Annotated in this window: 7 protein-coding genes and 1 pseudogene; 4 read left to right on the plus strand and 4 right to left on the minus strand. The window is 26.3% G+C overall.

Features of this window, described 5'->3' with window-relative positions; genetic code table 11:
* Nucleotides 1-28 precede the first annotated feature (28 nt).
* Entirely contained in the window at nucleotides 29-1096 is a 1068-nt protein-coding gene (gene mltC, locus GFV14_RS01185) for a membrane-bound lytic murein transglycosylase MltC (protein ID WP_457914665.1), read from the plus strand.
* Between the two features lie 1203 nt (nucleotides 1097-2299).
* Here the strand turns inward: mltC and tkt are convergent.
* A complete protein-coding gene (gene tkt, locus GFV14_RS01190; RefSeq protein ID WP_457914520.1) occupies nucleotides 2300-4303 on the minus strand; it encodes a transketolase in 2004 nt (667 codons plus the stop codon).
* 1349 nt (nucleotides 4304-5652) lie between these two features.
* On the opposite strand from tkt, the gene galU reads away from it, so the two are divergent.
* Nucleotides 5653-6585: a UTP--glucose-1-phosphate uridylyltransferase GalU gene (gene galU, locus GFV14_RS01195; protein ID WP_457914521.1), complete on the plus strand. Its 933-nt coding sequence runs from the start codon at nucleotides 5653-5655 to the stop codon at nucleotides 6583-6585.
* 497 nt (nucleotides 6586-7082) lie between these two features.
* Here galU and GFV14_RS01200 read toward each other — a convergent pair whose 3' ends face one another.
* From GFV14_RS01200 to priC, 3 genes are all read right to left on the minus strand, one after another.
* Entirely contained in the window at nucleotides 7083-7493 is a 411-nt protein-coding gene (locus GFV14_RS01200) for an H-NS family histone-like protein (protein ID WP_457914522.1), read from the minus strand.
* A gap of 4473 nt (nucleotides 7494-11966) precedes the next feature.
* Nucleotides 11967-12296 (minus strand): cell division protein ZapA, encoded by a 330-nt coding sequence (gene zapA, locus GFV14_RS01205; protein WP_457914523.1) that lies wholly within the window; start codon nucleotides 12294-12296, stop codon nucleotides 11967-11969.
* Nucleotides 12297-17648: 5352 nt separating this feature from the next.
* Nucleotides 17649-18197 (minus strand): primosomal replication protein PriC, encoded by a 549-nt coding sequence (priC, locus tag GFV14_RS01210; protein WP_457914524.1) that lies wholly within the window; start codon nucleotides 18195-18197, stop codon nucleotides 17649-17651.
* 139 nt (nucleotides 18198-18336) lie between these two features.
* Here priC and apt point away from each other — a divergent pair, with 139 nt between their 5' ends.
* A complete protein-coding gene (gene apt / locus GFV14_RS01215) occupies nucleotides 18337-18888 on the plus strand; it encodes an adenine phosphoribosyltransferase (RefSeq protein WP_457914525.1) in 552 nt (183 codons plus the stop codon).
* Between the two features lie 94 nt (nucleotides 18889-18982).
* Nucleotides 18983-20910: pseudogene (gene dnaX / locus GFV14_RS01220) on the plus strand (DNA polymerase III subunit gamma/tau).
* Nucleotides 20911-20948 lie beyond the last annotated feature (38 nt).

The following is a 20948-nucleotide window of genomic DNA, read 5'->3' on the forward strand; positions in this document are numbered from 1 at the left end:
AGATTTTTCTTTAATGCTATGGATAAGTATGAAAAGATTGTTAGTTTTAACATTGCTAGTACCTCTTCTTATATCCTGCTCTAGACAACAAGGGTTTAGTCTTAATTATCTAAAAGATACTAATAGTTTTAATGTCCTTATGGGTCAATTCGCTCATAATATTGAAAATATTTGGGGAATCAAAGAGGTTCTTGTTGCAGGTTCTGAGGATTATCTAAAGTATACTGATGCATATCGTACTCGTAGTCATATTAACTTTGATGCAGGGATCATCACAATAGAAACTATTTCTTCTATAGAACCCAAAAAATATCTAAAAAAAGCTATTATCACGACTTTATTAATGAGTGGCAATCCGAACTCTATAGACTTATATTCTTATACTAATGCTACTACTCATAGTAAAAAGCCTTTTTTATTTGAACAAGTATTAGATAATAATTCTCAACTTATTCATTGGGAGGGGCATGCGATGAAATATGCAGATTATTTAGTGAACAATAAAATACAGAGAAGGCGGTCAGGAATGCATATTATTTGGCGTGTTACTATGCGATTAGTTCCTCATCATCTTGATACGCGTGCACGTAAATATCTATCTTATATTAAACAGGCTTCAGTTAAATATGGTATTGATGAGTCTTTGATTCTTGCTATCATGCAAACTGAATCGAGCTTTAACCCTTACGCAGTAAGTCGTTCTAATGCATTGGGTTTAATGCAAATTATGCAACATACTGCAGGAAAAGATGTTTTTCTCTCTCAAGGTATATCTGGCGTACCTAGTCGCAACTATCTTTTTAATCCTGAAAAAAATATTGATATGGGTACAGCTTATCTTGCTATTTTACAAAATAACTATCTGGGCGATATTCAAAATCAAGCCTCACGTCGTTATGCTGTAATCACTGCATATAATAGTGGAGCAAGTCGTGTATTACGCATTTTTCATAGTGATAAAAAATATGCTGTGAAGAAGATTAATCAATTAAATTCTCGACAAGTTTATGAAATGTTATTAAGCAAGCACCCAGTTTCTGAGTCTCGTAATTATCTTGTTAAAGTTAATAAAGCTCAAAAACATTATCTTCATTAAAATGAGATTTTAAAAATTTTAAATATTTATTATTAATCTTATGTAATTTTTTTACACTTAATGAATTCATATATTCTTTTAGAATTAGAAATTAATAATAATACTAGTATAAAAAATTGTTAATACATTACAACGTAATGCTTTTCAGCTGATAAATGTATACACTTTAAACAGTGTATGTGTATAAAACATTTTTGCGATTCTATCCATTCTACAAATTATTTTTTGTAATACATCCTAACTAATTGTGTTGTAGTAAAGTAATATATATTTTTTTTGAAAATATTAGAAAGAAAAACTTCTAAAGTTATAGCCTAGTATATCAGAAATAGCGTTAACAACGAACATTTTAAATTTTCCATCAATAGAGATAAGCATTTCAAAAATTTATGATAATTGATAAAATTAGTATTAATAGAAAGAATTGGGTCTTGTAAAACCTATCAAGAAGGTAAGAGATTTTTGATTTTATACAATGCATTACGGTAGATATTTAAAATTTACTTTATGTTACTGCAGTCACAGTCACTCACCGCATAAATAAAAATATTTTTTAATATCTGTTAGTTTGTATTAAAATGATTTACATGCATAAAGAGTTATTAGCAATAGATAATGATTAACATGAAGTATTATGAGGTAATTTTCATAAAATAATAACGATAATTTGAGATAATGTTTATCCAACACATGCTATATTTTGATTTTATTTTTCAAACTGAAAAAGTTGAACAGTATTATCTGAGTTAAAAATGTCATTAGTATAGCTAATTGTAAGAAAAAATTTAAATATGCACTTCAACTATTTAGTGTAAAATTTACTAAGTTGCTATTGATTAAAAGACATACTTAGCATGTTGTAATTATTAAAGAAATAACGTGTTTCACTGAGTAGTTAAAATGTTTATATAACTTAAAATAAAAACCAAATAATTCAACTGATTGAGTATTAGGTGAAGTTGTATATGTATACAATACAATAATAAAATAGAAACTATACAGAAAATAAGTCTTAACACATAAAATTTATGTGTGTTTATTTCATATTAGTTATCATTAATAATCTTAGTATAAATATTATTCTTATCTTCTCTTATTAGCATAATGAAGGCTCAAAATCTCTTTTAAAAGAGAGTTTTGTACTTATAAAAAAATTTACTTGATATTGATATACATCTTAATAATTTTAGGTAGAAATAGCTGTTAGTTAGATGATTTTAGTAACAATTTTGCTGCTAAGACGATATTTTCAACAGTAATACCAAACTCTATAAATAAATCTTCAGCTGGTGCTGACTTACCAAATGAGTTCATACCAATGATCACTCCATGTAATCCAGTATATTTAAACCAATAATCTGTAATACTTGCTTCAATTGCAATACGTTTAGTAACTTGTGAAGGTAAAACAGTTTCACGATATATCTCATCTTGTGTATCAAAAACTTCAGTTGATGGCATAGAAATCACACGAACTTTATAACCTTCTGCAGATAATTTTTCTGCTGATTTTATAGCTAATGTCACTTCTGAGCCTGTTGCAATATAAATAAGTTCTGGCTCATTTTCACAGTCTTTTAAAATATAAGCTCCTTTATAAATGTCTGTTATTTGTTGAGTAGTACGTGGTTGTTGTTCGAGATTTTGACGAGAGAAAATCAGTGCAGTTGGGCCATCTTTACGCTCAATAGCAGATTTCCATGCTATCGCAGATTCGACTTGGTCACAAGGACGCCATGTGTGTATATTTGGTGTTGTTCGCAAACTTGCTAATTGCTCAACAGGTTGGTGAGTTGGACCATCTTCACCTAAACCAATAGAGTCATGTGTATAAACAAAGATGCTACGAATGTTCATTATGGCTGCCATGCGCACTGCGTTACGTGCATATTCAAGAAAAATTAGGAAAGTTGCACCGTAAGGTATAAAACCACCATATAATGCAAGGCCATTCATGATAGCGGACATTCCAAACTCACGAACACCATAATGGATGTAGTTACCTATTTTATTTTGATTTATAGGTTTAGATCCCGACCACATAGTTAAATTACTTGGTGATAAGTCAGCTGAGCCTCCCATAAGCTCAGGTAATATCTTCCCAAAAACTTCTAATGTATTTTGTGATGCTTGACGGCTAGAAATATTCGTTGGATTTTCTTGTAAATACTGAATAAATTTTTTCGATTGTTTATCAAAATTGCTAGGTAATTTTCTTAATATACGGCGTGTAAATTCTTTAGATAAGTCAGGAAATGTTTTAGTATATACTGCAAATTTTTCATTCCATTTCTTTTCTTTTTCTTTTCCTGTTTCGCGTGCAGACCATGCTTGATAAATTTCTTGTGGTATTTCAAATGGACTAAACTTCCAACCTAATGCTTCACGAGTAGCTATAATTTCAGAATCACCTAAAGGTGCTCCATGTATAGACTCTGTACCTGATTTATTTGGTGAACCAAAGCCAATAATGGTTTTGCATATAATTAGTGTTGGTTTATTTATTTCATTATGTGCTGTAGTAACTGCTTCATGGATCTGATCTGTATTATGACCGTCAATATTACGGATCACATGCCAACCATAAGCTTCAAAGCGTGTTGCGGTATCATCAGTAAACCAACCTTGTACATGGCCATCGATAGAAATACCGTTATCATCATAAAAAACAATGAGTTTATTAAGTTGTAATGTACCTGCTAGTGAACACACTTCATGGGAAATGCCTTCCATCATACAACCATCACCCATAAATACATAAGTATGATGATCGATAATAGAGTGACCAGGACGATTAAATTGTGCTGCTAATGTACGCTCTGCAATAGCAAAACCCACTGCGTTTGCAATACCTTGTCCTAATGGGCCAGTAGTCGTTTCAACCCCTAAAGTATGGTTGTATTCAGGATGGCCTGGTGTTTTAAAGTTAAGTTGACGAAAATTTTTTAACTCATCTAAAGATAAGTCATAACCAGTTAAATGTAGTATGCTATACAGAAGCATTGATCCATGACCATTTGATAAGACAAAACGATCACGGTTTATCCAGATTGGATTAGCAGGGTTATGATTCATGTACTCACGCCACAGAACTTCAGCAATATCAGCCATGCCCATAGGTGCGCCAGGATGTCCTGATTTTGCTTGTTGAATTGCATCTATACTGAGAAATCGGATAGCATTAGCAAGTGTTTTACGAGCTTTCATTAGTGTAACTCCAGGTTAAATAAAATATGCTTAGGTTAATGTTCATAATGTAAGAACAATGATTAGCATTATTAAGCTTAAAACTACCGAAATTTGTTTTGTACAAACAGTATTAGCTACTGAGAATGGCTCATAAATTAAGTGGTAATTCAGAAAGTGTAGTTTCACTTAATTGAAGAATGAGACTATTTATTCAAAGAAATTTATAATTTATATCGATTACTATGTACTTCACATAAAATGTTTTGCATAAGTAGACAATTGTATATTTAAAACATAATTAGCATATTATAGTACGAAAGACTTTCTATTATATAATAAGATCATTAAAAATAGTTGTGACGCTATTTATTACTCAGACTAAACCTGATATAATATTAGAGAACAAGATTGTTGATAAATCTTAAAATCTAGAGATATTAGTAATAATTAACTTATTTTACTATAAAATATAGAAAATAATAAAAATATTAATAGTTTTTATAATGTTATTATTTTATATTCGCTATCAAAATAAGAAATTTTAGTATTATCAGTGATAATAGCTGAAAATATTTTTAAACATTAAATATTGCTCAGTAGTGAAATGTAATAAACTTTGTGAAGTCGATCGGTACTAGGTGTTTTTGCATTATTATGTATTCTAAAAATCTATTGCCTAAAAATTCATTGCTAGATGAAGTATATTCTATAGTGATGTTTTCAGCAAGATTACTGTATATTTATATTAATATCTGAAACTTTAAAAAATCAACTAATATAAAAAAGATTATAGCTGAGTAGGGCGAAATTGAAATATGTTTCATGATCTTTATTTAAGTAGTTTGAAAAAAATATTCAGACTCTTTTTTATAATGATGTAAGTGCGAAAGTCTTAAGATTATAAATATAACTCGTAAAAAGGCAATCATTCAGGTATTAATTTTTATTAATATTAAGCTAAGTATTATCATCAATATTTAAGATCGTTATTATAAAATGATAGTTAAATAATAATAGTATGGATAATTAAGGCCCTTGGAATCCCTCTAAGCTTGCAGAAAAAAAACTGTTATGTATAAAATAATATATTCAAACGTTTGGTAATAATAATAAAAATGTCTTATAAGTAATATACATCATATGCCATTCTTAATTATTGAAATAGTGAAAACAATTAACTTTATATTTTAAGTTGACTAATAATCTTAAAGTGTTGGAATTTCTATTGATTAACAAGAAAAATATTACTAAACATGGAAACTATGAAAGGTATTTAATATCCGACTTGAGTTTTCAAGCTACTATTGATGATTTGCTGTGATGAAGAAAAAAAATACTGCATAGATTTTTAGAAGGATTCTAAATTTATGATCAAGATAATAAGTAAAACAGTAAGGAAAGCTGTAATTCCTGTAGCAGGTCTTGGTACGCGAATGTTGCCTGCGACTAAGGCTATTCCTAAAGAAATGTTGCCAATAGTTGATAAACCCTTAATTCAATATGTTGTGAATGAGTGTATCGCTGCTGGAATTAATGAGATAGTATTGGTAACTCATTCCTCTAAGAATTCTATTGAGAATCATTTTGATACTAGCTTTGAGCTTGAGGCAATTTTAGAAACGAGAGTTAAGCGTCAGTTACTTGATGAAGTTCAGTCTATTTGTCCTAGACATGTTACTTTAATGCAAACGCGTCAGGGGATCGCTAAAGGTTTAGGGCATGCAATCTTATGTGCCAAACCCCTGGTAGGGGATGAACCATGCGCTGTGATTTTACCTGACGTTATTTTAGATCATTACAGTACAGATTTAACAAAATATAATTTGAGTGAAATGTTAGATCATTTTAAGGCAACAGGCGCAAGTCAAATATTAGTTAAACCTATTCCTAAAAATAAAGTATCAAATTATGGTATTGTTGATTGCAATGGGCAGTCTTTATTGCCAGGTGATAGTAAACGTATTATACGTATGGTTGAAAAGCCTAATCAAGAAGAAGCACCATCAAATCTTTCTATTGTTGGTCGCTATGTACTATCAGAAAAAATTTGGGAGGCATTATCAAGAACTGCTCCAGGCACTAGTGATGAAATTCAACTAACAGATGCTATCGCAATAATGATAGAAAATACTGAGCCAGTAGAAGCATATCACTTACATGGTAAAAGTTATGATTGTGGTAATAAATTAGGTTACATGAAAGCTTTTGTAGAATATGGCTTGCAACATGATATATTAGGTGAAGATTTTACTCAGTGGATAAAAAATCTTTCTATTAAAATAAATAATTGTAATGCATAAAATTATTTCTTGGTTATTATAAATAATTAATAAAAGATAAACTTAAATAAATTAGATTTATTTTAATAATTAATGTTATCAAATCATTAAATGTCCATTAATGAATATATTTTTTGATTTTAGTTATATATTTTTAAATACATATATCATCTTTATAAGATGTATGTATTTAAATTTTATCAAGCAATTGATAATAAATAAGTTTAAAACACTTTTCTTTTTAATATTTAAGTTTACTAAAATAGTGAATTAATAAAAGATAAATAAGTATTTATATAAAATAATAAATAATTAGTGTTAAATTCTATCTATGAATATAATTATATTATCTATTTTCTAATACTAGTTTTAATAATTAAAATCTCTCGAGATAAAAATATTTTAATTTAAATAAGAATATTTTTTATTTTTATTTTAAAGAAGATTGAAGATTAATTGATATAAATGATAAATATAAAAACGCCATTATAAATGAGCGTTTCTATAAATGAAAGATTTTAGATTAAAAAATGATCTAAAGAATTACCTTTTTTTTCGATAGCAACTTTTATGACAGCTGGAGTACGACCTTGACCAGTCCATGTTTTAGCTTCGCCATTTTCATCAATATATTTATATTTAGCAGGGCGAGCAGCACGTTTGATGCGTGTATTTACACCCTTATTTGTATCCATTTTTTGTAGAAGTTCCTTTAGATCAACCCCTTGTTCTAGAATGATTTCACGAACTTTTTCTAATTTACGGTTGCGTTCTTCTAATTCCGCGCGAATTTTAGTTTCTTCTTCACGTCGTTCATCCACAACGACAGTAAGTTTTTCTAATATCTCTTCTAGTGCATCTAAAGAAATTTCTCTTGCTTGAGCGCGAAGAGTACGGATGTTATTTAATGATTTTAAATATTCGCTCATTTTCTTGATCTCAAATTTAATTATTGGCCAATTTATTCTAATATTAGAATGCTATTCTATTTTCTGCAATAGCTAAATTGCAATATTAGTTTAATATTGATCATGATCGAGTAAAATTTTATAAAATATTAACTATTTATTGATATACATAAAAAGATTCGAACTAATAAACATGAATTAAATTATGTGAAAATTTTATATATTATAATTTAAAATATAAAAATATTTAAGAATGCATTATTATTTAATAATTTTTTATAATAAATTTAGTTTAAAAGTATTTATTAAAAAATAAAAAACTATATATGTAAAGATAAAATTCTATTTATAGAAAATAAAAATAAGTTATTTTATTTAGTGTTAAAAAAATTTTTGATATTAAATAAAAAATAAGGACATCAGCTAGTCTTATCATGATTTAGATAGGAGAATGTTAATTTAATGAGATTTTTATGATATATTATTAATGTAAAGATAATAAATAATTTGTTATTATAACTATAATACAGTAAGAGCTGAATTATTTAATGAAAAGTTGAGTAACTTGGTTTTAAAATTTTCTTTTTGGAAGCAGAAAGTATAAAGATCGTAATTTATCGTTAGTTTTAAAAACACTTCAAAAATAACAGTAGTAATAGTAAGGTTAACATTATTTGGGTGAGAGGTTATGATGTAGTCGTTAAAATTAAAGCTTCTGATTTTCTAATAACTTTAAAAAATAAAATTTTAATTTTTAGTAAAAGTATATGTCTTGTTAGGAAAACTTTAATTGGCATTCACTTAAATGATGACTGATATAAATTATTCATCTCATTAGTGTCATGTGATTGATGAAAAACAATTAAGGCTGTATCTAATTTTTGCAATATTAACAACTTAGTTTTAAATATTTAGTAACTTAGCTTATCGTGCATAAAAAGTAAGATTTTGTTGTTGTAATTATTTATGATCTTCTGAATTGCAGTTTTTTATTATTTAATTAAATATCGTACTATCTTTATTATATATCTTAGAATTTTTTTATTTCATACATTTCTAATGCACATCTATATAAGATGATAATTTCATGAGCAATATTAAGGTATGATAAGTCATATAGCTATCAAGAAGTCAATGATTTTAATTATGTACGTACAATTTACTAGATATAACAATTTTGACAATGCATTTAGTAATTATAGATAATGATAGTATGAAATAAAATTACCCCTGTAATGTATGCTTGCATTTATAATTGATATTTAATATTTAATTAGGTTAAGTAAATATTGGTATTATATATATTGTTATAAAATAACAGGTTATATCAGACATGGTCTTTGATCTAATTTACAATTATTTTATGTCTTAAATTTTTGTACTGATTATGGTAAAAAGTATCACAGTTGAGTACAAGATTATGATACTTTTATCATTGCTACTTACAATAGAAAAATAATATGTTGATATATTTTATGATATCTACAGTTTAAAATTTTAGCTATTAAGCATTTTAAAATGATAATACCTGGTGTGCATCATGAGTATTTTTTCTCAAGTTTTATTTATATATTAACAGAAGTAATAGTAGTTATATTTGTATATTCATGACGTATCAGCATGATTTTTTAAAAAGTCATTTTCATCCTTACGAGATGAGGCGAGAAATTTATGTAGAAGATAAGTGAATAAGTATAGAGAGTCGTATTTGAGGTATGTATTTAAATTTTAGTTGCAAAATTGTCACAAAATAATTTATCGATTTTATTATACTAAATTGAAAGATTACAATTAATATATTGTATTATTTACCCATTTTCATGCGCTTCTCGTGACTCATGTATTTTGCTAGGACAAATACTTATTTTAATAAGCTAACAATAAGGTAAAGTTAAAAAAATAAAAAACTGATATGAAGTTTAAACTATATTATTTTAGTGAAGTAATACAATATTAATCTAATAAACTAATTTTTAATTCATCTGAAGTTAAATATTATTAATTGTTTAACATCATTTAAATAATTTATCATTTCCTATTATTTTCGGGAATATTATAGAGTGAATGTAATTACAAAATTGTTGAAGTAAATAGTTTTAAACCAGAATGAATTGATATGACTTTAACCTTTGAAAAAGTTTGTATAGAATTTTTTAAATGCAATTATCTTGTATATCTTATTATTATAAGATTTTAAAATATTGAATAATACTCAAGAAACATTTTAATAAATTACATGCTTATTGCTTATGAGAAAAATTATACAAATCTTAAGATGTTCATGTATAAAATATTTATTAATTTCTCTACTTTATTACGTGATTTCAGAATTGGTATTATTCTAAGAAATTTTTTAGAAAAAGAAATATATATTATTATGAAATTTAAAAATAAAAATCTACAGAAAGAGAATGCGTAATGGAAAAAGATTGAAGTATTAATGTAGCGAACTAAAATATTAGCATTAGTTAAAAAACATACTAATGTTTAGTTCTTAATATGAAAAATCGTAAAAACACAGATATAGATTATAAGAGTTTATTATTTTAGTAAAAGTATTTAGCATATAAAAACACGATCTGATAAAATTTAAGGATGACTTAATACTATTGCAGTGATGATGAGTAATTTCATAAATAGACAACATGTTTTGATAATCTTTTACTGGCGAAAATCCTAATGTTCATTCAAAGATATATCAGCATATATTAATAATTTAAGTAAAATAGTTCCAGATTATATATCTTTATATTTATGAAGTTATCTTAAAGTAACAATATATTTATTATACATTAAGTTAAGTAAAAAATCTTACAGAATTTTTAACAAATTGTAAAAGTTATTTTAATTCTTGGTTTTATTTTGTTAGTTTAGTATTAATTATTTAGGTCTTTTTTTTAGAAAAATATTAAATATGATCTTAAAATATATTTTATTTTATATTTTTGAATTTATTCTATTTTTTGTTTATATGATTATAAATGTTGTATTATTTTATAAACAAATTATATAAGTTATTAGCTTATTCAATTTAATTGATACATTAATTTTATATGTTTCGATGTGTTAATTGATTTAATGTTTATATGTCATAAAAATAATTGCATTAGACTATATCATACATCTTAGATGTAGAGCTTTTATATTAGCTATCATCTTGTTTTAAGAGTATAGTTTTACTATTGTTAGTATTTATTATATTTTTTACATCATTAAAATAATGTTTTAATATAAAAGGACATTAAAATTTATATATTGCTATGTGTATGAAAGGAATAACAATCAAAAAGTAACTATTTTATGTATTTATTACAGATCATATATAAATTTACTGTATATTTTATGATAGTATGTAAGAGATATTTATTTTATTATTTTGCACTTTAGTACTAAATAATGTAGTATCGTCTCATTGAACTGAATTGCATATGGTATTTTAGGTCAAAAAATTATTTAAATCATTAATTCTGTATTTTCCATAACAATTTAGCTAAACAGATAACGCAATTGTATGTTAGAAGTTTATATTCTTTTCCAGAATATTGTGATTATATCATATTAAGTATCGTTTGAAAGAGTGTTTATAATGATTGGGAATAATATCTGATTTTTCGCATAGCAGTAAAAGATAAGTATCTTTTTAGAAACATTTGTGATCTATATTTCAACGATTATTACTAATCGTGGTTTAGTGATGTTAATGTTTAGTAAAAAATAGTCAACGATTTTATTTAGAACGGTCTTGGAAACGTTGACGGTTGTGTATTGATGTATTATTGATATAGTTTATAGAACAATTTTAAACTTTTGATGATTAAGATTTGTATAAAAACACAATAATAGATAATTTACAGTACATTAAGGTTTCATTTGTTTTTTGTAAAATATTTTTTTAGCAGAACTGATATATCCTTAATTGTTTTAATAGTAATACATATAATAATATTAATTATAATACGTAATGGATAAGAATTTTCATAATATAATAAATGATTCTGCGATGCTTGTTATACTTTAGTAATTGGCAGTTTATACATAATGGCAAATTCTATAATCATAATAAAAGAATTTTTCTTATAATGATAATAAAAAATAAAGTATGTTATGGCCATATATTTATATGTTCTCTTGATAAGATAATTCTTTGATTGTGTCATATGTCAATGCAAGTATTAAGGAAGTCATAATTCTATCTAGAAAAGTTTCACTAATTTCATGGCATCTACAATAAATACAATTAGAGATAATAATTAATATTATGAAAGATATTATGTTCTACACTATTTTCACTTTGAATTGAGAGTGGAAGACTGGAAAGTAGCCGTAGAAATTTTTAAAATTTTTGAGTGTATGCGATATACTTGTCAGTATAATCATTATATTATATTTATTTGAAATATGAGTTACAAGTTATTTACTTTTTTATGAACATTCTAAAGAAATTTAATTTAGTTTTTATAGATTCATATTTTAAAAATTGCTTTTTGAGTCAATTTATTCAATAGATATAATCTGTCTCTTAATAATTTTTACTTGATCCTGTAATGTTTTCTCGAGACTTAGTTGCAGTATTTTTATTTTTTTTTCCATATTATATGCATAATTACGTATTTTTATCTTTTCTTGTATTAATTCCTGACATAGGTTCAGTGTAGCTATAAAAATAAGCTGCTCAGTATTTACTACTCCACTTTTATCTTTTAAATTTTGTAGGCGCTGTTCAAGTGCTTGCGCTGATACTAACAGGGATTCTTTTTGCTCTATCGGACAATTGACGCTCAATGAGCGTCCGAAAATTTGAATATTAATATGTTGTGTGGACATGATGCCTCCATAGGAAATAGACTTCTTTATAAATACAACGTTTGGTATAATAAATATAGCATTCTGCTATACTAGTAAAATTGAAAATTTATGTCTGACACAGTGGATCAGATAAGTCGCTTTAGTTGTTATGTTTTTTGAATATTTTTATTTATCGTGTAAATTAAGATCAATTGATTTAGATTTTGTAATTAACAATTATATCTAAAATACAAATTAAAATTTTACTGGTTTAATAAATTAGACAATAATTATAACATATAATGAATTATTAGCTAATATGACGTGTTAAGATCTTGGTATAAAACTTCATAAAATTATGAAGTGTAATCCGTTTTTTAACATCACTTGATTATTCTCTCTGCAATGATATTGTTTTATCAGCTTTCTTAATTTATGGAGCTAGTTGTGATAACAGTGAGTAGAGACTAGAAATATGATGTAGTTAACAATAGTGTGCTATGATTATGATTTATTGTTTTACTATTGCGCGAATAATTTTATACCTATCATAAAATAATATACTATAGTAAATTTTTTAATTTTTTATTGAAGGAAATATTGTATAAAAAATGCAAAAACTCTTTGAGGAGAGAGGTAACTTACCTTATATATTATTATGATGCAGATCTGGATTAATAAGAGTGAGAAATTATTTAGTTTTACATAATACAAGATAATTAATGTCAGTCTAAGATGCTGAAAACTAATATTTTAATATTTTTGGATTTCTGTATCACTTCATAATATTTTTAGTTTATCTAATATATTTTTGATAATCTGACGCTTAACAATGATAAATTTTCTTTCGTTTTCTTATCTTACGTTAAGAACCAGTATTGTTATAGAAATATTATCTAAAAAATTTATCTTTATAAGACATCACGCGATAATAGATGTCTGTCGTATTTATATGTTGTTTTCTCAATCATATAAAATATTAGGATGTTACTCTTTAGTAATATGTGTATACGCTTGCTAATAAACTCTCTGAGAGGTGTAGATCTGACTAAAATGACTCTTGAATATATGTAATAGTAAAATACTTCATGTACATTGATTATTTCGGTACATCTACATATGTAATTGTTTAGAAAAGAAAGTTAATATTTAAAATATTCCTTAAATAATATTACTAATCTAAAATTATTCTATTGCAACTAGTAGTTAAGTAGTTAATAATGTTTCACCTCCATTACTAAGAAGAAAAATGTTATACATACATATGCTTTTCTGAAAAACATGTAGAGCATGCAGAAAAACCATTGAGTGATATTAAGATAACTTATTATATTAAATGAGAAAATTAAAATTTAAATATTGAAAATCATAAAAAATATGATAAAAAATTGCACTCGTTAATCTACGTACTGAATCTATCACAACTAGAAACTGAACTGCTTATTTTTTGCAATACTTTTGACGAGATGTGTAACTTAATGTATTTAATTAACAGTTTAGATTAGTAACTTAGATTAGTAACAATAGAATGAGTATTGATAATAACGTCAATGAATAGAACATTCACTTTTTACTAGCTCGCGAAAATACCTATGTTTTCTAGTCTCTAATAAGAAATAGCATTCTTAGAAGTGATCGTTTTCTCCACTGTTTTAATTATAATCTTTCGTGCGTGCTCTCTCAATCTTTATTATTATTTTAATATCTGTTTTGTGCATGACGACAGAAGATACAAAATAATAATTTATATGATATAATACACTGAAGTATAGGGACATGGTCCTATATAAGTAAGGCTCATTACATGAATTAACGTTTATAAAAATATAGAAAAGATATTATATTTAGATGATATATAGAATGCATTAATGTCTTCTATAAACTTATTCATGTAGAATTTGTTTAATCAGGACTGATGTATTGATCTATTTTCACATTAGGTTTTTTAATTTTTATCATATTGCTGATTAGTTGTCTCGCATAGAGTTTACTAATTTAAAATGTACTAAAAATAATGTTTATTACAACTTTGATGAAGATAAATTATTATATTTAAGTAAATTATATAAAAACATATATAGTACTTGCTGATAGTTACTATGAGCTGTACTTAGATACAGGCTTTAATCATTTATTACTTTTATCAGAAACAACACAGTTTTTATTTATTGTATATCTATATGTAATGCAAACGTTTATTGATTGTTACATTCCATTGTATTATTTGGTGGATGATGTGATCGTGTATGTAAATTTAATTAAATTAATCATTATATTTCATAAAATTAAAAATAGTTTATTATAATAATTAAGTGAAATAGTTATGAATGTGAACATAATTATTACATTTATTTATTGAAAATATTAGTACAATTAATTATGTACTTACAAACACTTTAGAAACTACTGTTTGAGAATTTGTTGTTATTTATATCTTATATAGTATTAATCTAGATGTCAAAACTAACTTTGTTTTTGTTTATTTTTGATATGATTATCTACTATACAATCAAGTTCATTAAATGAGCATAACTTGTCTTTTAGTAATTTTCATCTGATCGTTTAATATTCTCTCTAAAGTCATTGTTAGGATTTGTATTTTCTTTTTTATGTTATATAGATAATCATATATTTTGTTTTTATATTAATTCGTGATATACGTTTAATGCAATAATAAAATAAATTTTTTGTATTAGTTTCACCACTTTTATCTTTCAAATTTTGCTAGCGCTGTTTAAGTGTTTTTTTAATGTTGATCATGTTTTTGTGCTCAATAAGGGTAATTTACTCTTATTGAGCACAAAATTATATATTAAGATGGTGTGAGGGTATGATGGCTATATATGAAATAGGATTTTTCTGAAATGCAGTATTTGGCGTAATAGATGTAAATTCTACTATAATTTTCATTCTATAAATTTCTAACTGTTAAGTTTACTCGGTATTATTTAAATTTGAAGGATCATTTTTACCAAATATACAGCTTGAATTATTTAAAGTATATAATTAGAAGATATAGTGAAATACAAATAACAAGCTTTATAGTTTAGTGAAATTACTGTAATAATAAAGCATTGCTAATATTTTAAATTATAATGTTTAGATAAAGATTTTATTAAATCATAACAGTTTAAATAATTTTCTTTAATATTATACTATTTATTTTATTATAATTGAAATAAATTGTTGAATTACTGATGGATTGTAGTAGTAGTTACAATTATACATCTTAAATGTAGTATATGATTTAATTAATTTTAATTTAAGTTTTTAGGTTATTAGTTAATTATTACGTGCGTTTTGTATTTTTATTTACAAAATGTTAGACGATATCGATATTTATGCAATGTTATATTCTTCGTGAGAATGTATTCGTGTTTGATTGTTTATATCATTTCAATGAAATAAATAATTTTTATTTAATATTTATGTACTTCAACCAGCATAAAGTAAGAAACTATATTTAATTTTCGTAAAATATAATTATTTTTATTGATGTATTTAAAATTAAAGAATATTGCATGATTGATATTAATGAGAGAAACATTTCAAAAAATTGAATTATTGTTACTTAAAGCTCATACCATACATCCCGGAAATTTAATGCGTCTGAGATGTTTTATTTATTTATTATATTTTGTTGAAGTAACTTTCCAATAAAACTTTGTTTATAAAAATTTTATTAGAAAAAGTATTATGTGTTATTGTGTTATACTTTTATCAAGAGGACTGATTAAAAATCAGAGTGGAATTAGTTTAAACGTACGTTAGATATTTAATTATTAAAAGATTATTTTAGTATTGTCGGAGCGTTTCAAGACTACTATCGTAAGCGTTGATGAAAGTACTAATAAAACAAAGTACATAGCTATCATTTACACAGTATATGATACAGATAAAAGTTTTTAGTATGACTAGAATATATTAGAATGGTAACTCAAGGTTTAGTTTATTTAATGATAGCAATTATAAGGTAATATTAAGGATAGAGGGAACATTTTTGCAGCTCTTAGCTTAAATAAAAACACTTATATTCAAAAAACATATTAGTGACATTTCTGAACAGAGTAATAGAAGTCAAATATTTTCAGGTATTTTATATTATCTACTTTATTGAATTATAAAAATAGAAAAATAAATTTAATTAATACGTTCCATGTAATTTCAAGAGTTAAGTTTTAGAATTTTTATGATGTTACTTTAAAATATGTTATGAAATGTTAAAGAAATAACTGTCAAAGTTATATTGAATAGACCTCTTAGTGTATGCATTTAACGTTTACGTTCTTACCATTGATACATAAAATAATAAATAACTTTTTAGCTGTTACTTGATTAATGTATCAATTGTTAATGAAAATTAAATGATTAATATTAGCGAAAATTTTGATTAATTTATTAACTATTTGTGTAAGTAATTTTTGAGATGAGTTATTAATGTTAGCAGTATTTCAGTAAGTGTCCACTGTAATGTGATTGAAAGACATTTTCTCTTCTTTGACGTTGATAAAAAGAGATCATTTTTTATTAGTCAGGAAAGATATCGCGAGCACTAATCTTTACGATTTTATTATCAAATATTTGAAAATAACATTAATTACTATTATATCATTTAATATGTATTTAATAACTCATTGAAGTACATACTGAATAATTATCTGAACAATGTCTTGTTTTAGAATATAGAAATTAAACTCATTTGAGTGAGGGATTATGAAATGGTTGAGCGCTGATATGAGTAAAATATATACATTTTTTATAATTATGATGGTTTCTTTTAAGTAATAATTATATTAAATAATATCTTTATGACACAAATCATAATATATCAATTATTTATTTGATTCTTTAATTAAGAATAAATAATTTTTTGTTTTGACTACATTTAAAATTGAGATCAAGGAAAATAGATAATGCTAAGCTTTATAACATTTAATAATAAATGTAATTATTAACTGAGTTTGAGTGTTAATTTTGTTAATTACAATACAAGTGCATTCAATTATCAACTGTGATTTTATATTTTTAAATGAGGAATACAAGTTAAAATAAGTAATTAAGTGAAGAGTATTATTGATAGATTGTACCTTGAAACATTTCAATTTTGCCTATTGTTTGCTAAAGTTTAATTTTTACAATTTAAAAAGGTTGATGAAGTATAAGAATATAATCTGATTCTAAAGAGAATAAACAATTAAAAATGACACTAAAGTTGATGATTGAGTAGATAGGTTGTTTGTAGTTTACTTTCTCAGATAGTTATCGGGCGATCTAAAATTTTGTAATGTAATATAAATTTAAATGTATAAAATTTTAAAAAAATAAAACTCATAGATATTTATGTGTCTACAGAGTGTGTAATAGAAAATTTTACGCATACTCATGTATTATTTATTCCAATAATTGGTTGTGTTGATATTCTATTAATTTTTCAATGCGTATCAAAGATTGACGACAACGATATAAGCGGCCCGCCAAAGTAACAAGATCTTTTTTGCATTGATACCGTTTTTTATGATTAGTTAGTGTATTTATATATAATTCTTTTTCATTAAACATATTGAGTAAACGACGTTCATAGTTTTGGCATAGAGCAAGACGTTTATACAAATCACCGTCTTCTTTCTTCTCTAAGAAAGCGCTTTCTTTGTTACGTAGTGATTGTGTAGATAGCTCCCGTGATAGCGCTTGAATTTGATATGAAATTTTTTCAGTTAAAAAGTTTACTTGTTCTATATGGTTAAGCAATACGCTATGGCGAAGTTGGTTATACAAATTTTGCAACTCTTTTTGACAGTTACTTAAATGTGTTGATTTATGGCGAAATAACTGCATGTCAAAACGAGAATGTGAAAATTTTTGATCTGCGATAGGTTTAATACGAGTTTGCAAAATATGAATTTGCGTTTTTATCATATCTAAAAGAGCCTGAATTTTCATTTTGTCTCAATGAAAGTGATATATCATAAATATGTTAATATTAATAAACAAAAAATATTATGAATTGATAGCTTCTTATTGTATTTCTATAAAATCTTAAATAGATTATATTTTATGTTTATTATAATTGGTATATATTATGATTGTTAGAGAGAAAAAACTACAGTTAATTCAAGAAAACATTACTTCTATCCCTAATTACCCAAAACAAGGAATACTATATCGTGATATTACAACACTTTTAAATAACCCATTTGCTTATCAAGCGAGTATTGATTTATTAGTTGAGTATTGTCAGGCAAGAAAGTTTACTAGAATTGTAGGTACTGAGGCTCGTGGTTTTCTCTTTGCTGCACCAGTAGCTTTTTGTTTAGGCCTTGGTTTTGTGACGGTTCGTAAACAAGGAAAATTACCGCGAGAAGTGTTAAGTATAACATATAACTTAGAATATGGACAAGATACTCTTGAAATTCATAAAGATAGCATTCAACCAGAAGACAAAGTATTAGTAATTGATGACCTGTTAGCAACTGGAGGTACTGTTGAGGCGACAGTAAAACTGATTAAACAACTTGGTGCGAATATTGTTCATGCTGCTTTTGTGGTGAGTTTGCCTTATTTAGGTGGAGTGGAACGTCTGGAATCAGAAGGAATTAATTCATTTAGTTTAGTTAAATTTCCTAAAAAATAATCTTATTGTCTATTGTTTTCATAATAGATGCAGTATTAGAATTTAATTTTATGGTAGAAAATATGGTTATCATTTTTAAAAAAAATACATACGTATGAGTTATCAAGTACTTGCTCGTAAGTGGCGTCCTCAAAAATTTTTAGATGTCGTCGGTCAAACACATATTTTGACTGCACTTTCCAATAGTCTGAAACATCAGAGACTTCATCATGCCTATCTTTTTTCGGGTACGCGTGGTGTTGGAAAAACAACAATTGCTCGTTTATTTTCTAAAGGCCTTAATTGTGAGATAGGGATTACGGAAACACCTTGCGGAACATGTGTCAATTGTCAAGAAATTGAACAAGGACGATTTATTGATTTGATTGAAATTGATGCTGCTTCACGCACTAAAGTAGAAGATACTCGAGAAGTATTAGACAATGTTCAATACGCTTCTTCTAAAGGTCGTTTTAAAGTTTATTTAATTGATGAAGTGCATATGTTATCACGGTACAGCTTTAATGCATTGTTAAAAACTCTTGAAGAGCCACCAGAGCATGTGAAATTTATTCTTGCAACTACGGATCCGCAAAAGTTACCAGTAACGATTTTATCACGTTGTTTGCATTTTCATTTAAAGTTGTTAAATATACTTCAAATCAGTAAACAACTTGAGTATATTCTAAATGTTGAAAAAATTGAACATGATAGTTGTGCTCGGGAGCTCATATCATCTGCTGCGGAGGGTAGTTTACGTGATGCGTTAAGTTTAACTGAGCAAGCTATAGCTATGGGGCAAGGAAAAGTAACGGATGATGTGGTTAGACAAATGTTGGGTACATTAGATAAAACACAACCTTTAGCGATCATAGAGGCACTTGTTCGAGAAGATAGTCTTACTGTAATGTCAGAAGTTGAAAACGCAGCAAATCTTGGTGTGCATTGGGAAAATTTTCTGATTGAAATATTATCATTGTTACATCGTATTGCAATGATTCAGTTGTTACCTCACATTAAAGAAATAAATGCGTCATCAATAAATGATAGGCTCAAGGATATTGCGAAAATTATTTCTCCAGATGACCTGCAGTTATTGTATCAAACGTGTTTAGTTGGTCGTAAAGAGCTTCTTTATGCACCGACATGTCGTATGGGAGTTGAAATGACTCTATTACGTGCATTGGCATTTCATCCCAAGAATATTATAGAAGATATTACAGATGAAACAGTCGATATTCAACCTAAGAAGCCAGTTGCCGATGTTGAACCTGCAGAATCAGTCTTACCACGAATGCCAGAGAGAACGATAGTTTTAGAAGACAGTCCTACTTTGCAGCTACTAAAAGCAAGAGAGTCTTTAAGATTTTCAAAAAGTGAAGATTCTTTAAAAAAAAAAATAAACCAGTTATAGATGCACAGTCTATATCAGGAATGTTAGCAGTCGATCAACTATCTGCAGTCACTACTCAGTGTCAAAAAAGTGCTAGAAATCTTTCTTCTGAACATAAACAATCTAAAAAAACTAATTCATACCAAGAGTATTCACAATTTGTGAATGCTGAACTAAAAAAATCTACCATAACGTCAATAGAAGTTAAAGAGGTGTTAGAATATGAGAAATTCCCTGAGTTAACAGTGAAGATTATTGAGGAAGGTCGTAAACGAGATAGTTGGTCAGCTGAAATAGCAGAATTAAATCTTACGAAATTAGCTGAACAATTAGCATTAAACTCATATATAGAAAAGATAGATAAGTTGCAAATTCTTCTTCATTTACGTCCTGCTCAACGTTATCTTAATAAAAGTACAGCACATGAAGCTTTACAAAATGCATTAAGTCAACGCTATGGCTACCAACTTACATTAAAAATTATTGAAGATAATGATGCGAAAATAAAAACACCGGTTGAGTGGCGACAAATGATTTATAAAGAAAAATTAGAACAAGCTCGTGAGTCTGTAATTGCGGATAAAACAATTCAAAAATTGCGCTTAATGTTTGATGCACAGTTGTATGAAGAAAGTATTCGTCCTATTTAATGCTACAGTTTTTATGAATAATCCTATCTGTAGTCTTA

Origin of the sequence: Candidatus Hartigia pinicola, from assembly GCA_020541205.1 — a bacterium.
GTDB lineage: Bacteria > Pseudomonadota > Gammaproteobacteria > Enterobacterales > Enterobacteriaceae > Hartigia > Hartigia pinicola.

Coding starts and splice junctions, on each gene's coding strand:
- tkt (WP_457914520.1), bottom strand. CDS start 4,303: ATGAAAGCTCGTAAAACACTTGCTAATGCTATCCGATTTCTCAGTATA.
- zapA (WP_457914523.1), bottom strand. CDS start 12,296: ATGTCCACACAACATATTAATATTCAAATTTTCGGACGCTCATTGAGC.
- priC (WP_457914524.1), bottom strand. CDS start 18,197: ATGAAAATTCAGGCTCTTTTAGATATGATAAAAACGCAAATTCATATT.
- galU (WP_457914521.1), top strand. CDS start 5,653: ATGATCAAGATAATAAGTAAAACAGTAAGGAAAGCTGTAATTCCTGTA.
- apt (WP_457914525.1), top strand. CDS start 18,337: ATGATTGTTAGAGAGAAAAAACTACAGTTAATTCAAGAAAACATTACT.
- GFV14_RS01200 (WP_457914522.1), bottom strand. CDS start 7,493: ATGAGCGAATATTTAAAATCATTAAATAACATCCGTACTCTTCGCGCT.
- mltC (WP_457914665.1), top strand. CDS start 29: ATGAAAAGATTGTTAGTTTTAACATTGCTAGTACCTCTTCTTATATCC.